Annotated in this window: 12 protein-coding genes; 9 read left to right on the plus strand and 3 right to left on the minus strand. The window is 47.8% G+C overall.

The window, feature by feature from the left end; genetic code table 11:
* Positions 1-3: 3 nt before the first annotated feature.
* Genes carB through pyrE form a run of 3 tightly spaced genes read left to right on the plus strand, consistent with a single transcriptional unit; the run spans position 4 to position 4,632 of the window.
* Positions 4-3,213, plus strand: coding sequence for a carbamoyl-phosphate synthase large subunit (gene carB, locus ACUN27_RS13890; protein ID WP_326060538.1), 3,210 nt, complete (start codon positions 4-6; stop codon positions 3,211-3,213).
* Complete coding sequence (pyrF, locus tag ACUN27_RS13895) at positions 3,206-3,958, plus strand: orotidine-5'-phosphate decarboxylase (protein ID WP_445559051.1); 753 nt, start codon at positions 3,206-3,208, stop codon at positions 3,956-3,958. Before carB ends, pyrF begins: the two co-directional genes overlap by 8 nt.
* 32 nt (positions 3,959-3,990) lie before the next feature.
* The gene (pyrE, locus tag ACUN27_RS13900) at positions 3,991-4,632 is read left to right on the plus strand and encodes an orotate phosphoribosyltransferase (RefSeq protein ID WP_326060537.1); all 642 of its coding nucleotides are present in this window, start codon (positions 3,991-3,993) and stop codon (positions 4,630-4,632) included.
* A 130-nt stretch (positions 4,633-4,762) separates the two neighbouring features.
* On the opposite strand, the gene ACUN27_RS13905 is transcribed toward pyrE, so the two are convergent.
* On the minus strand, positions 4,763-5,641 hold the full coding sequence (locus tag ACUN27_RS13905) for a LysR family transcriptional regulator (protein ID WP_326060536.1): 879 nt from the start codon (positions 5,639-5,641) through the stop codon (positions 4,763-4,765).
* Positions 5,642-5,764: 123 nt separating this feature from the next.
* On the opposite strand from ACUN27_RS13905, the gene dapA reads away from it, so the two are divergent.
* Positions 5,765-6,640 (plus strand): 4-hydroxy-tetrahydrodipicolinate synthase, encoded by an 876-nt coding sequence (gene dapA / locus ACUN27_RS13910; protein ID WP_326060535.1) that lies wholly within the window; start codon positions 5,765-5,767, stop codon positions 6,638-6,640.
* A 19-nt stretch (positions 6,641-6,659) separates the two neighbouring features.
* Positions 6,660-7,049 carry a RidA family protein gene (locus ACUN27_RS13915; RefSeq protein ID WP_326060580.1) on the plus strand — a complete coding sequence of 130 codons (390 nt, stop codon included), beginning with the start codon at positions 6,660-6,662 and terminating at the stop codon, positions 7,047-7,049.
* Positions 7,050-7,149: 100 nt separating this feature from the next.
* On the opposite strand, the gene ACUN27_RS13920 is transcribed toward ACUN27_RS13915, so the two are convergent.
* Complete coding sequence (locus tag ACUN27_RS13920; RefSeq protein WP_315951367.1) at positions 7,150-7,656, minus strand: GNAT family N-acetyltransferase; 507 nt, start codon at positions 7,654-7,656, stop codon at positions 7,150-7,152.
* An 18-nt stretch (positions 7,657-7,674) separates the two neighbouring features.
* Positions 7,675-9,057, minus strand: a complete 1,383-nt coding sequence (locus tag ACUN27_RS13925) for a dipeptidase (RefSeq protein ID WP_445559052.1) — start codon at positions 9,055-9,057, stop codon at positions 7,675-7,677.
* A 189-nt stretch (positions 9,058-9,246) separates the two neighbouring features.
* Here ACUN27_RS13925 and ACUN27_RS13930 point away from each other — a divergent pair, with 189 nt between their 5' ends.
* The 4 genes from ACUN27_RS13930 (at position 9,247) to ACUN27_RS13945 (ending at position 14,825) form a co-directional block, all read left to right on the plus strand.
* Positions 9,247-9,792, plus strand: a complete 546-nt coding sequence (locus ACUN27_RS13930; protein ID WP_326060533.1) for a GNAT family N-acetyltransferase — start codon at positions 9,247-9,249, stop codon at positions 9,790-9,792.
* Positions 9,793-10,055: 263 nt separating this feature from the next.
* Positions 10,056-10,823: an ABC transporter ATP-binding protein gene (locus ACUN27_RS13935; protein ID WP_315951364.1), complete on the plus strand. Its 768-nt coding sequence runs from the start codon at positions 10,056-10,058 to the stop codon at positions 10,821-10,823.
* Positions 10,786-11,880 carry an efflux RND transporter periplasmic adaptor subunit gene (locus tag ACUN27_RS13940; RefSeq protein ID WP_315951363.1) on the plus strand — a complete coding sequence of 365 codons (1,095 nt, stop codon included), beginning with the start codon at positions 10,786-10,788 and terminating at the stop codon, positions 11,878-11,880. Before ACUN27_RS13935 ends, ACUN27_RS13940 begins: the two co-directional genes overlap by 38 nt.
* The gene (locus ACUN27_RS13945; RefSeq protein WP_326060532.1) at positions 11,880-14,825 is read left to right on the plus strand and encodes an ABC transporter permease; all 2,946 of its coding nucleotides are present in this window, start codon (positions 11,880-11,882) and stop codon (positions 14,823-14,825) included. Before ACUN27_RS13940 ends, ACUN27_RS13945 begins: the two co-directional genes overlap by 1 nt.
* Position 14,826: the final 1 nt, after the last annotated feature.

Consider the following 14,826-nt stretch of genomic DNA (forward strand, 5'->3'; position numbering starts at 1 on the left):
AATATGCCAAAAAATAATACACTCAAAAAGATCCTCGTTATCGGTTCCGGTCCGATCGTTATTGGTCAGGCAGCGGAATTCGACTATGCGGGAACACAAGCTTGCCAAGCATTGAAAGAAGAAGGCATGGAAGTTATCCTGATCAACTCCAACCCGGCTACGATCATGACGGATACGAACATGGCCGACAAAGTATATATCGAACCAATTACGCTTGAATTCGTTACACAAATCATCCGTCAAGAGCGTCCAGACGGCTTGCTTCCAACTTTAGGCGGTCAAACAGGTCTGAACATGGCGGTAGAACTTGCTCGCGCTGGAGTTCTTGAGAGTGAGAATGTGAAGCTTCTGGGTACTCAGCTTACTGCGATTGAGAAAGCGGAAGACCGCGATCTTTTCAGAGACTTGATGAGAGAGCTGGAACAGCCTGTACCAGATAGCGTTATCGTAACAACAGTCGCGCAAGCGGTAGATTTTGCTAATGAAATCGGCTTCCCGATTATCGTTCGTCCAGCCTACACACTTGGTGGTACTGGCGGCGGTATCTGTAACACGATGGAAGAACTGACGGATATCGTAGCTTCCGGAATTCGTTACAGCCCAATCGGACAATGTCTGGTTGAACGCAGCATCGCAGGTATGAAAGAAGTCGAGTATGAAGTTATGCGTGACGCGAACGACAACTGTATCGTTGTATGTAACATGGAGAATTTTGATCCAGTAGGCGTACATACAGGAGACAGCATCGTAGTAGCGCCAAGCCAAACATTGTCGGATCGCGAATATCAAATGCTTCGCTCCGCATCCCTGAAAATCATTCGCGCTTTGAACATCGAAGGCGGTTGTAACGTACAATATGCGCTTGATCCGCACAGCTTCCAGTACTATGTTATCGAAGTTAACCCGCGTGTAAGCCGCTCTTCAGCGCTTGCATCCAAAGCAACAGGTTACCCGATTGCCAAAATGGCAGCTAAAATCGCGATTGGTTACACGCTCGATGAGCTTGTAAATCCAGTAACGGGTCAAACGTATGCTTGCTTCGAGCCTGCACTTGATTACATCGTGTCCAAAATCCCGCGCTGGCCATTCGATAAATTCACGGCGGCTAACCGCAAATTGGGTACACAAATGAAGGCAACCGGCGAAGTGATGGCGATCGGACGTACATTCGAAGAGTCCATTCACAAAGCGGTTCGCTCGTTGGAAATTGGTGTACATCGTTTGTTCCTGAAGGAAACAGACCTTTTAGATAAAGAAACATTGGAATCCCGTTTGCAAAAACCTGATGATGAGCGCTTGTTCTTGCTAGCAGAAGCTTACCGCAGGGGTTATTCTGTAGAACAATTGCAAAATTTGACGAAAATTGATTGGTGGTTCTTGAACAAGCTTGAAGGTTTGATCAAGTACGAGAAAGAAATCGCCGCAAGTGAATTAACGGCTGATCTGATTTTTGAAATTAAGCGCAAAGGCTTCACAGACCGCGCTGTTGCTGAAATTCGTTCGCTTGCTGGCTGCACAACATTCATTAACGAAGCGGATGTAAGAGCTTATCGCTTGAAGCAAAACATTAAACCTGTTTACAAAATGGTTGATACTTGCGCAGCGGAGTTTGAAGCTTCGACGCCATACTACTATTCAACTTATGAGCAAGAAGATGAAGTAACGGAAACATCGAAAGAGAAAGTCGTTGTACTTGGCTCCGGTCCGATTCGTATCGGTCAAGGGATCGAGTTTGACTACTCAACGGTACATGCTGTATGGGCGATTCAAGCTGCTGGTTACGAAGCTGTTATTATCAATAACAACCCAGAGACAGTATCCACGGACTTCAACACATCCGATCGCTTGTACTTCGAGCCATTGTTCTTCGAAGATGTGATGAACGTCATTGAACGCGAGAAACCAATCGGTGTTATCGTACAATTCGGCGGTCAAACGGCTATCAACTTGGCAGCTCCTTTACACAAAGCAGGAGTTCGCATTCTTGGTTCCGATCTGGAAAGCATCGATACAGCGGAAGATCGCAAAAAATTCGAAGCTTTGCTAAGCAAGCTTTTCATTGCTCAACCTCCAGGCGGCACAGTAACTTCTGTGAATGAAGCGGTTGGAACAGCAGCGAAATTCGGATATCCGGTTATCGTTCGACCTTCCTATGTCTTGGGTGGACGTGCGATGGAGATTGTCTACTCCGATGAAGAATTGCTGAGCTACATGGAATATGCGGTGAAAATCAACCCTGAGCATCCGGTTCTGATCGACCGTTATATGCTGGGCAAAGAGGTAGAAGTAGACGCGATTTGTGATAGAGAAACGGTGCTAATCCCTGGGATTATGGAACACGTTGAACGCGCAGGGGTTCACTCCGGCGACTCCATCGCGGTATACCCGCCGCAATCGCTCTCTGACGAAATTAAGGCGCAAGTTATCGAGATTACAACAAAAATCGGTCTGGAACTTAACGTAGTGGGCTTGGTAAACATCCAGTTCGTTATCCACAACGATCAAGTGTATGTGATCGAGGTTAACCCGCGTTCTTCCAGAACGGTACCGTTCTTAAGCAAAGTAACGAACATCCCGATGGCTAACGTGGCGACACGCGTCATTATGGGACAAAAGCTGGCGGATATGGGTTACCAAAGCGGTCTATGGCCGGAAGATAACTATGTCTCCGTGAAAGTGCCGGTATTCTCCTTCGCGAAACTTCGCCGTGTCGATACAACACTTGGACCTGAGATGAAATCCACAGGTGAGGTAATGGGCCGCGATACGAACTTTGCTAAGGCGCTATATAAAGGTTTAATCGGTGCGGGCATGAAAATCCCGGCTGCCGGTTCAGTCGTAGTAACGGTTGCTGACAAAGACAAGGAAGAAGCGATTGAAATCTTGAAAGGTTTCTACCGTCTTGGTTATAAAATCATCGCGACCGGCGGAACGGCTACAGCCATTGAAGAAGCTGGCCTTCCAGTCACAACGGTGCATAAATTGAGCGAAGGCTCACCGAACATTTTGGACCTGATTCGCAGCGGAGATGCACAATTTGTTGTCAACACGCTGACGAAAGGTAAAACGCCTGAGCGCGACGGTTTCCGTATTCGCCGTGAAGCGGTTGAGAACGGTGTGGTTTGTATGACATCGCTTGACACAGTAAGAGCACTCGTGAATATGCTTGAAGCGATCAACTTCTCCTCGCGCGCAATGCCGGTGCATGTCTAAGAAAGAGGTGACGGACTTGTCAGTATTAACTCGTACGGATGTTGCAGGACGCATTATGGTCGCGCTCGATTATGCGAATGCGGCAAGCGCCGAAGGGCTGCTGAAGCAGCTCGAGGGTATCCCTTGCTACGTGAAGGTGGGCATGCAGCTGTTCTATGCTGCAGGTCCAAGCTTCGTCGCGAGCCTGAAGGATCGCGGTTATAAGGTGTTCCTCGATGTGAAGATGCATGACATTCCGAACACGGTCAAAGGCGGGGCGGAAAGCGTAACGCGCCTAGGGGTGGATGTGTTCAACGTCCATGCCGCCGGAGGCAAGGACATGATGGTGGCTACCTTGGAGGGTGTCGACAAGGGATTGGCCGCAGGCGCTGCACGTCCGATCGTTATCGGCGTGACGCAGCTGACCAGCACCTCGCAAGCGGTGCTGAATGAAGAGATCGGCTTGACCGGCACGGTTGAGCAAGCCGTCATTCGTTATGCCCGCTTGGCGCATGCCGCGGGGCTTCAGGGCGTCGTCGCGTCACCGCTAGAGGTGACGGCGATTAAGGCGGCGTGCGGTGACGGGTTCGTCACCGTAACGCCGGGCATCCGCCCGGCAGGCGCGGATGTGGGCGACCAGTCGCGCATCATGACGCCAGGCGAGGCGTTTGCGCAGGGCACGGACTACGTCGTGATCGGCAGACCGATCACAGGTGCGGCGGACCCAAGGGCTGCATTGGAATCGATTATTGATTCCATCCTGTAGCACTTAACAACGGAAGGAACGGTGGAAGTAACATGAGTCAACTCGAAACGATTGCGAAGCATGTCGCGGCTTCCTTATTAGATATTCAAGCGGTAGCGTTAAGACCGCAGCAACCTTTTACATGGACATCGGGCTTGAAATCCCCGATTTATTGCGACAACCGTCTGACGATGTCACACCCGGCGATTCGCGAAGCGATCGCTGACGGCTTCGTCAGCTTGATTCAAGAGAAGTTCCCGGATGCAGAGGTAATAGCCGGTACTGCAACGGCTGGCATCCCTCATGCGGCATGGGTCGCTCAGAAGTTAGGTCTCCCAATGATTTACATTCGCGATAAAGCGAAAGGCCATGGCAAGGAGAACCTGATTGAAGGTTCTGTAAAGCCAGGTCAAAAGGTCATCGTGATCGAGGACCTGATTTCAACAGGCGGAAGCTCTTTGAAAGCAGCGATTGCTGTCAAAGAAGCTGGAGCCATTCCGTTAGGCGTACTAGCCATTTTCTCCTACCAACTGGATAAAGCGACAGACGCTTTCCAAGCTGCGGAGATGCCGCTTCACACGCTTTCCAACTACTCGACGCTGCTTGAAGTAGCTTTAGAGAAGGGTGCAATCAAAGCTGAGGATATGGCCTTGCTCCGTTCATGGAGAGAGAATCCAGCCGCGTTTGGTGTATAGAAGGATGCGAAGCGTTCAACTGGTTACCGCACCGGCGGCGCCACAAGTGGATGACATTCTCGACATCCACATATAAATGAAATGCGAAGAAGCCCTACCTTTTCGAAAAGGAGGGCTTCTTTTTTTATATTTATTCCTCGTTACTGGTTAATAGTTGGATAAATGTTTGCAAGGGCTGGGAGATCCACTTTTTGGGATGGAGAAGTAGTTGGATATCCAGCTTTAAATCTTCATGTGAAAAAGGAAGGGAAACAAGCCTTTTTTGTTCGAGTTCGCTCTGAACGACAATTCTAGGTAGCAGTGCGATCCCGAGCCCGTTCATGACACACTGTTTAATGGCCTCTAAATTGCCAAGTTCAAAGCCGATTTGGAGCGGGATGGCGTGATCTTTGAGCAGCTTTTCAAACATGCCCCGATAAATACAGCTTTCTTCTGTCACAATAAACTCAGTTTGTTGCAAGTCGCTAAGCTCAATGCGGTCTATTTGTGTGAGCGGATGAGTTAATGGAGCAACGAGCAGCAATGGTTCTTCTTTAATTTTCGTACAGGTTAAGAGGGGCTCAGCCGGATATCGGTCCAAAAGCAAACCCAGATCGTAGTCGCCTTCTCTGACTTTGGTCATTAGGGAGGCTTCGCTGTCCGGATATAACTGAATATTGAGGCCGGGATAAAGCTGTTTCAAAGCTTGTAAATAAGGCGGAAGATAATAAGCGGCAAGAGAGTTGATCGTGCCAATCGTCAAAGTACCTGTGACCTGGCTTGCCACCATTTCTTTGGATTGATCATAGAGATCGAGCATCTGTACAGCCAGCTTCAGAAGGCTTTCACCAGGAGATGTTAGCCGCAGCTGCCGACCAAATCTTTCAAAAAGAGGTACCCCGTATTCACGCTCAAGCTTCTGAATTTGCATCGTAATGCTGGACTGTGCATAGCCTAATTCCTCGGCAGCCTTGGTAAAGCTCTTTCTTCGGGCGACCTCCCGAAAGGTGCGGAAATACGTTAAGTCCATGGCAGCCTCCTATCATTACTTCAAAATTATTGATGAGTAGTATCATTTATTATAGCTAACTGTGATGCAATATTCCATGCTAAAGTGGATGTACAACATCAAATTGACGGGGAGATGGCTTATATGTTAAAAGAAAAAGATTTGCATGGTGTGTATGTTCCTATCATCACGCCTTTTGATGAGGAAGGTGAGTTGGATGCTGCCTCCTTTTATAATCTTGCCTACAATTTGTTTCAAGACGGGATTGATGGCCTTGTCGTGAATGGAACGACAGGGGAATCCCCGACAATTGCGAGTGATGAACTAGGCGTTATGTTTGCAACCGCACAAGCTGCCCGAGATGCAGCCCATGTGCATGTCCCGCTTGTAGTGGGTACGGGCACGAATGATACACGTTCTACGGTACGTAAGACGGAAGAAGCTGGAAAACTTGGCGCTGACAGTGTTTTAGTCGTGGTACCGTATTATAATAAGCCTAGTCAGCAAGGAATTATTGAGCATTTTCGCCGTGTTGCGAGTGTGGGTGTGCCCGTGATTCTCTATGAAGTTCCTCATCGTACAGGGGTGAAATTAGAACTCAATACGGTTCGGACGATTCTCGAACTGGATGGTGTGATTGGAATGAAAGACAGTACGCCCAACACTCAGTTAGTTTCGGAGCTTACTAGATTGGGCTCGAAGCCGATTTTGTGCGGAGAAGATACGTTGCTTTTCGAGGCTCTTCAATCCGGAGCAAAGGGGGTAATGAGCGCATCTGCGAATGTGCAGACAGAGCGGTTTATAGCGTTTTACCGCCATTTTTTGGCAGGGCAGCAGGAGAAAAGCAAGGTGCTTTTTGAAGAGTTGCTTCCGCTGATCCGCCTGCTTTTCCAAGAGCCTAATCCAGCTCCACTGAAATGGCTGCTTGAGCAGCAAAGCGTCATTGAATCGGGTACGCTTCGTTTGCCGCTTATGCCAGTATCGGAAGGTTTGCGCGTTAATCTTGCATCTTATCTGTAAAAGGAGAGTTGAGTGAGTGATGACTCGAACAAAAGTATTTACAGGCTCGCCTTGGGAGCCAACAGTAGGCTATTGCCGCGCAATCCGAGTAGGGAATCGCATTGAGGTCGCTGGTACAACAGCGATGAGGGATGGTGAAGTCGTTGGAGAAGGCAACGCTTATGAGCAAGCGCGTTATGTGCTTGAGACGATAGAGAAAGCACTCTTAGAACTTGGAGCCACCATGTCGGATGTCATACGTACGCGGATGTTTGTGACGGATATTTCCTTATGGGAAGAATTCGGCCGTGCGCACGGGGAATTTTTCCGGGAAGTTCAGCCTGTGGCAACAATGGTTGAGGTGAAAGCTTTAATTGATCCCAGGTTAATGATTGAGATTGAAGTAGAGGCGTTGAAGACCGAAGAATAGAGATGCACTTTCACGCTAAAAAATAAATAGCGCTTTTCCATTTTGTCGTAGATGTCATGTCGCTGACAAGAGGAAAAAGCGCTATTCGCGTTGCTGCTTGCTAACCGACCCGTTTACCAAGAATAATCAGGTCTCGTTCGATTCCGTCAAGCTCGGCAATGCCAGGCAGATGCGCCCAATTTTCAAAACCAAATTTACGGAAAAGCTGCAAACTAGGTTCATTATGGCCGAAAATAAAGCCGAGCAAAGTCTTAAGCCCTAATTTTGGACAAGCTTCTAAAGCCTGCTCCATGAGGTACCGGCCGATTCCTTGACCGCGGCACGCTTCGTCTATGTAAATGCTGACTTCTGCCGTGGCATTATAGGCCGGACGGCCATAAAAGGATTGAAAACTAAGCCAGCCGCAGATTCCGCTGCCATTTTCCAGTACCCATAAAGGCCGGAAATCGGCGGAGTGTTCATGAAACCAGCCTTCACGACTGGCTGTCGTAACGGGTTCCGTATCTGCAGTAACCATACGCCCTGCGACGGTTGAATTATAAATACGTACGATATCCGCGAGATCTTCCAAGTTGGCATCGCGGAGAGATAGATTGGTTGTGCTCATGATGTTCGCTCATTCCTCTCATGCTTTCTCATTTCGTGCAGTGAGTTTCAGCCAGAAGCGACTGATTGTCTCCGTTCCCTTTTCCCAATTGATCAAATGGAAATGCTCATTAGGTGCATGCAAGTTCTCACCCGGAAGGCCAAAGCCGAGCAGAACAACAGGGGCGTCCAGCACGCGGCCCAACACTTCCACGATTGGAATAGAGCCTCCGCTTCGGGTGTACACAGGCCAAACGCCGTAAGTATCTTCAAAGGCTTCTGCAGCTGCAACCATGACGGGATCGTCGATTGGCGTAATAAATGGATTGCCGCGTAGTTGACGATCGAGAGTTACTTTAACGCCAGGCAAATCTTGGGCATGTATATGCGCTTCAACGGCATTCATGATCTCATCCGGGACTTGCGCGGCAACGAGACGGCAGGCAATTTTGGCCGAAGCACGGTTCGGGATAATCGGTTTAATCCCTTCACCTTGAAAACCGCCGCTTACTGAAGTTATTTCCAAAGTGGGTCTGGACGTTGTTTGTTCGTAGAACGAGAATCCTTTTTCCCCATATAACTTGTCTACATTTAGATCGGTACGGACTTTATTTTCATTAGGTTCAACTTGTTTAAAAGCTTCGCGCTCTTTGTCTGAAAGCTCAATGACACGATCGTAGAAGCCTTCGACGGCTACCCGGCCATCGGCATCATGAAAAGAGCTTAGCAGCTTTGTTAAAGCATGAATCGGATTCTGGACAGCCCCGCCAAATAGCCCGGAATGCAGATCGCTGTTCGCTCCATCGATTGTAATCTCAAAACCGGCAAGACCACGCAAACCATACATAAGCGCCGGTTTGCCAGGGCCGTGCATCTGAGTATCCGAGAGGGTAATAGCGTCAGCCTGCAATTTGTCTTTGTACTTTTCTACAAAGGGAGGGAGGTTTTTACTGGCAATTTCTTCTTCACCTTCAATGCAGAATTTCACGTTTACTGGAAGACTGCCCTGTGTGCGCAGGAAAGCTTCTACCACTTTTACATAAAGCAGAAGTTGACCTTTATCGTCGGTACTGCCACGAGCAAAAAGCTTCCCGTCACGAATGACAGGCTCGAAAGGCGGAGTATTCCATAATTCCATTGGGTCAGCCGGTTGAACGTCATAGTGTCCATAAATTAGCACGGTCGGTTTACCTTCCGCATGCAGCCAGTCCGCATAAACGACTGGATGACCGCCTGTAGGCATAATTTCAATATTTTCTAGACCTGCATTTTTTAGGGATTCAGCTACCCAATCTGCACAGCGCTTCATATCCGGTTGGTGTTCGGCAACAGCACTAATACTTGGAATCCGCAAAAATTGCATCAATTCCTCTATGTGTTGGTCTCTTTGCTCTTCCAAATAGGTTTTGATTGTTTCAATCATGTCGGTATTCTCCTTCTTTGTAAGCAATTCTAAATAAGCTACTTCTTTTAACTTCCCCAAAGGGCGGGAAAATCCTGCAAATGAATGCTGCTGTTTCACATTTTGTAGGAGAGTTGCATGCAGCTAAGGCAAGCGGGTATTATTGTAAAGCCAAATAAACGGAACCGCGACGGTTTAGGAGGAGTAAACATGCAGCTTGTTTGTAAAACAGAACGAATGTCTTTGGTTCGTTTAGATCCAGCTTCATCTGAGCTGGTGCTTGATTATGTGAATCGCAATCGTGCTTTTTTGAAGGAATGGGAAATTGAGCGCAATGAGCTGTATTATACGAATTCGCATCAAGCTGATTTACTTGAGAAAGAAGTTAAACTGATCGAGGACGGCCTGCTGCTGAAAGTATGGATGTTGTACGAAGACAGCGTGATTGGGTCGATTTCTCTAAGCAATATTGTCAGAGGAGCTTTTCAATCCTGCCATTTAGGTTATCGAATGGATGGAAGTCTCGTCAATCGAGGGCTTATGACGGAGGGTGTCAAGGCAATGATTGGTTATGCTTTTGAGGTTATGGGGCTGCACCGAATTGAAGCCAACATCATGCCACGTAATGCTGCCTCTTTGAGGGTTGTGGAGAAGCTGGGTTTCTATGAGGAGGGCTTAGCGCTGAAATATTTGAAAATTCATGGTGTTTGGGAGGACCATATTCATATGGTGCTGCGAAATACGGCTATGGAGTAGAAGCGGTAGATTTAAGTAGATTTAGATAAGGATCATCTTAAAAGTCTGTAAGGACTTTCAGGATGGTCCTTTTTTGGATAAAATTAGGTATTTTTTGTATAACATTATTTTACAAATGATAGTATATTTTAATAGATTCATACATAAGAACATTCGTGCTCAAAAACTTTCAGGAAATTTTCAGTTTCGTGGAACTTTTTGAAAACATCCTTCGTCTAATTTATCATACAGGTTATTTTGGAAATGAAAGGAAGAAGTACCATATGGCGAATTGGTTTCGCAAAAATAACAGGGCTGAGCCAGTAGGTACAGAGGATTTGCAGTACCACGAGTTGCAAGCAGCTCCGCACACACAAGATTCGCCGTTGTTAACGGTAACGGGTGTTCATCGCTCTTTTCAAGTCGGTGGCGAACGTTTAGAGGTGCTCAAAGGTATTGAGATGGAGCTCAGACCGCTTCAGCTTGTGATGCTTAAAGGCCGCTCAGGCTCAGGTAAAACAACACTTTTGAATTTGATTGGGGGGCTTGATCAGCCGAATGAAGGAGAAATCATGTTCCTAAATCATGCTTTTCATTTAGGAAGCGACAATGAGCGAACGTTAGTTCGTCGAAAGGAGATCGGCTTTATTTTTCAATCGTATGCCTTAATGCCGTTGTTATCAGCATGGGAAAATGTGGAGCTCGCGCTTCGCATGGCGGGTGTTCCCCGGTCTGAATGGAAGGAAAGGGTAGCCTATTGTCTTGAACTCGTCGGGCTTGGTAAGCGAATGTACCATCGTCCTTTCGAGCTGTCTGGCGGTGAGCAGCAGCGTGTTGCCATTGCCAAGGCGATTGCGCATCGACCTTCATTGATTTTGGCCGACGAACCGACGGCAGAGCTGGACTCCCAGATGGGAGCACAAATCATGTCCGTTTTTCGCAGTATGATTGCAACGGAGCAGGTAACAATTTGTATGACGACCCATGACCCTACGATTTTGGAGGTTGCCGATCATGTTTACGAAATGGTGGACGGGAAATTCGTCTCCTAACTGGAGAAAGCCCGTAACTGCACTACTTATCTGTACGACACTTATTTTATCTTCCGGCTGCTCGCTGCTGCCAAAGGAACAGGAAGAAGAGGCGCTTCCAAGCATTAATCCGCCTAAACTTTCCAAGAAGCCTGAATACACGGTGAAAACAGAAACACTTGAGACGAAAGTAAGAGGGAGCGGGCGTCTGATGGCGCTGCAGGAAGAGAAGCTGTTCTTCTCCGAAGATATGACTTCCAAACGGATCAGTGCCATTCTCGTGAAAAATGGCGATTCGGTTGAGAAAGGCCAGCCCGTTGCTGAGCTGGACGTTTCGGATATGGATAGCGATTTGAAGCGGAAGAAGCTAGAAACCCGCAAAGATGAGCTGACGATGATCGAAACGCTGCGGAAAGCGGACGAAATGACGCCGGAACAAATTGAGCAGGCGAAGATTGATTTTGAGCTGAAGCGGGAGGAACTCACGAAGCTAGAAACCCAAGTGAGTAAAGCGAAACTCCTTGCACCGTTTAGCGGAACAATTGTATCGGTTACAGCGAAGAAAGGCGACACGGTGAAGTCAGATGAGTCCGTCGCAACACTTGCGGACTTGAATGAATTGACGGTGGCGGCAAGCATAAGCGCAGACGATGCGAAGAAAGTCTCCATCGGGATGGATGTCCAAGTAGATATTAACTCTGCCGGACAGCACAAAGGCAAGGTCAAGCAGCTGCCGAATCCGCAAGCGGCAGGAAATAATAACGGCGGCTTCCCGGGAGGCGGGCAAGACGGGAAACAGGATTCCATCGATCAATATTTAGTCGTTCAGTTGGATGAATTTCCAAAAGGTCTGAATCGTGGAACACCGCTTAGCGTGACAATTATTACCCAAAGGAAAGAAAACGCGACAACGATACCGCTTGCGGCGCTTCGTTCCTATTCCGGCCGGAATTATGTGCAAGTGGTTGATAATCAGGGAAATAAGAAGGAAGTTGATGTGGAAATCGGTCAACAGACGTCAACGGATGTGGAGATTGTAAAAGGTCTTACCGCCGGACAGAAAGTAGTTGGTCGCTAATGTCTATTCCCATGCTGAGGTTTTTATTTCGGAAAATGTGGAATACCCGCTGGCTGACGCTCAGCACATTACTTGGTTTGATTATGGCTGTTGCGTTCACAACGAGCATACCGATGTATGCGGACGGGTCGCTGAAGCGAGTCGTAGCCAAATCGCTCGAAGAGAAGAGCAGCGGACTTCCGGCAGGATCCGTGCTTATGCGCTATCAAGCGGTTGGGACGGAACGTGCAGGGTTAGACGAGCTGAAAGACGTCAATGTGTACATAGGGGAAGAAATTCCCAAAGAAATTGGGTTTCCGGTTGCAACGTTCGCCAAAAGCTACACGATCAAAGCAGCTCAAATAACTCCTGTTGATGCATCGAAAGTAGATCCCAGCAAGAGGCGGCAAATGGCGCTTACTTCATGGAGTGAGCTGAATAATCACGTGGACTGGTCTATCGGTCAAATGGCTTCGGATCAAGTGCAGAACGGTATTCTGGAAGCTGTTGTTTTGGATGAAGCTCTGTACCGGAATGATTTGCACATCGGCGATGTGTTCAACTACTCGGTCTCTGGCGCAGGAGGCAGTCAACTGCTTAAGGTAAAGATTGTCGGCTCATTCAAGCCAAAAAATGAAACGGATGCCTATTGGTTTCAAGGTTTAGAGGGCTTACTTAACTCACTTATCGTAAGTGATGATGTTTTTATGAAGACGTTGTTAACAGAGAAGAAAATTCCGCTTCAGTTGGCTAATTGGTATTATGCTTTCGACCTGCGGAATATTCAAACAAGTCAGTTGTCACCGTTAGATCACCGTCTGGAGAGGTTGGACATCAACCTGTTCCAGAAACTCAAAAATACGAAGGTCGATGTTTCCTTCAAGCCGATGCTTGCTGAGTTTAAGGCGCAGAGCTTGCAGATGCAAATTTTATTATTTACGTTAGCAGCACCTATGATTGCCATGGTTTTTTATTACATTGTTATGAATGCCAGACAATCACTGGATCGGCAGCGGGGAGTTATTGCCACTTTGCGAAGCAGGGGCGGCAGTACGAAGCAAATCATTGGCATTTATTTTCTGGAAGGTTTATCGCTAGGGATCATAGCGTTGGTGGTTGGACCGTTCATGGGTTGGTTCATGGCCAAGAGTATAGGTTCTTCCAGCGGGTTCCTGACTTTTGTTGACCGAAAATCAATTCCAGTCAGTTTTACCAAGGAAGCATTGCTGTACGGCGGGCTTGCTGTTCTAATCGCTATCCTGGCAAGTGTAATTCCTGCCGTTCTTTTCGCTAAAGCTTCAATCGTGAACTATAAGCAGCTTCTTGCTAGATCTGATCGATCTCCACTATGGCAGCGCTGGTTTTTAGACATTGTACTGCTCGGTGTTGTTGGTTATGGCTTTTACCTGTTTGATCAGCGTCAGGTGTTGTCAGTACAGACTGGCCTAACGACCGATCAACTGCAAGTTCATCCGCTATTGTTTTTTGTGCCTGCACTTTCGATTTTCGCGTTGGGATTATTCTTTTTACGAATATTCCCGTGGCTGCTGCGCTTTTTTGGATGGCTTGGGCGGAGATTCCTTCCGGTGCCTCTCTACTTAACACTTGTGCAGCTTTCCCGGTCGGCCAAAGCTTACTATCCTTTAATGCTGCTGTTGATTCTTACACTGGGACTCGGCGTATACAATTCTTCAGCGGCACGCACGATTGACCTGAATTCCACAGAGCGAACGCTCTATCAGTATGGAACGGATGTGGTGCTGCAAACCGTATGGGAAGGCTTCTCCGATGATCTGCCGAAGGATCCTAATGCAGGTGGAAATTCTGGTGGCTCTCAAGGCGGCGGCTCAGGAGGTAATAACGGCGGCAATGGTGGTTCCGGTAATGGAGGAAACGGTGCTGGCGGTGGCCAAGGAGGTCAGGGCGGTCAAGGTGGTGGAAATCCAGGAGAGGAAACACCATCGAAGATTCGCTATGTCGAGCCGCCATTTCAAGTTTTTCGCGAGCTTGAGGGCGTTCAGGCAGCGGCAAGAGTTCTGCAAACCAAAGGCAATGTCGTGGTTTCCGGGAAATCGACGGGGCAAGGGCTTGTCATGGGCATTGATAATGTCGATTTTGCCAAAGTCGGGTGGTTCCGGCCAGATTTATTTCCAGCTCCTCCGTATCAATATTTGAATTTGCTTGGCAGCTATGAGCAAGCGGTCATTATTCCTTCTAATTATGCAAGTAAGTATGCACTGAAAGCAGGGGATCTGCTCTCGATTACCATTAGCCAGCAGCCTGTGGAATTTGTCATTGTCGGCATTCTTCCGTACTGGCCAAGTCAGTATCCCGATCAGACGCCATTTTTCATTACAAATTTGGATTATGTATACGATCAAGCGCCTATGGTTCCTTATGAAGTTTGGCTGAAAATGAAACCAGACGCGAAAGTGGCGCCGATTGTTACTGCTTTGCAAGAAAAGGGAATCGAGTTAGCTTCTGTGAAGGATGTTCGCAATGAGCTCATTGTCCAGAATAAGCTTCCAGCCAGAGGCGGAGTTTTCGGGATTCTAAGCTTAGGATTTCTCGTATCTGTCCTTGTGTCTTTAATCGGCTATATGTTGTACTGGTTCTTTAATCTATCAAGTCGTGTCGTGCAGTTTGGGGTCCTTCGCGCGATGGGGCTTTCCCGCAAGCAATTGACAGGCATGCTGCTGCTTGAGCAAGGCTTTACAGCAGGTTTATCGATTGCCTTAGGAATTGCGATAGGTAAACTGACGAGCTATTTCTTTTTGCCTTTCTTGCAAACTTCTCAGAATGTGAAGACTCAGGTACCGCCTTTCCGGGTTGTTTTCGACTCCAAAGACACCAATCAGCTCTATTTCGTTGTAGCTTTCATGATGGCAACAGGAGCTTTGCTGCTGTTCTTGCACATTAGAAGGCTGCGTGTTCATCAAGCTGTGAAGCTCGGGGAGGAGAAATAGA

This window comes from Paenibacillus sp. WC2504 (assembly GCF_052682475.1).

What these genes read in the sequence shown, in the direction of transcription:
- carB (WP_326060538.1), top strand. Translation starts at nt 4, where the DNA reads ATGCCAAAAAATAATACACTCAAAAAGATCCTCGTTATCGGTTCCGGT.
- pyrF (WP_445559051.1), top strand. Translation starts at nt 3,206, where the DNA reads ATGTCTAAGAAAGAGGTGACGGACTTGTCAGTATTAACTCGTACGGAT.
- pyrE (WP_326060537.1), top strand. Translation starts at nt 3,991, where the DNA reads ATGAGTCAACTCGAAACGATTGCGAAGCATGTCGCGGCTTCCTTATTA.
- ACUN27_RS13905 (WP_326060536.1), bottom strand. Translation starts at nt 5,641, where the DNA reads ATGGACTTAACGTATTTCCGCACCTTTCGGGAGGTCGCCCGAAGAAAG.
- dapA (WP_326060535.1), top strand. Translation starts at nt 5,765, where the DNA reads ATGTTAAAAGAAAAAGATTTGCATGGTGTGTATGTTCCTATCATCACG.
- ACUN27_RS13915 (WP_326060580.1), top strand. Translation starts at nt 6,660, where the DNA reads ATGACTCGAACAAAAGTATTTACAGGCTCGCCTTGGGAGCCAACAGTA.
- ACUN27_RS13920 (WP_315951367.1), bottom strand. Translation starts at nt 7,656, where the DNA reads ATGAGCACAACCAATCTATCTCTCCGCGATGCCAACTTGGAAGATCTC.
- ACUN27_RS13925 (WP_445559052.1), bottom strand. Translation starts at nt 9,057, where the DNA reads ATGATTGAAACAATCAAAACCTATTTGGAAGAGCAAAGAGACCAACAC.
- ACUN27_RS13930 (WP_326060533.1), top strand. Translation starts at nt 9,247, where the DNA reads ATGCAGCTTGTTTGTAAAACAGAACGAATGTCTTTGGTTCGTTTAGAT.
- ACUN27_RS13935 (WP_315951364.1), top strand. Translation starts at nt 10,056, where the DNA reads ATGGCGAATTGGTTTCGCAAAAATAACAGGGCTGAGCCAGTAGGTACA.
- ACUN27_RS13940 (WP_315951363.1), top strand. Translation starts at nt 10,786, where the DNA reads ATGTTTACGAAATGGTGGACGGGAAATTCGTCTCCTAACTGGAGAAAG.
- ACUN27_RS13945 (WP_326060532.1), top strand. Translation starts at nt 11,880, where the DNA reads ATGTCTATTCCCATGCTGAGGTTTTTATTTCGGAAAATGTGGAATACC.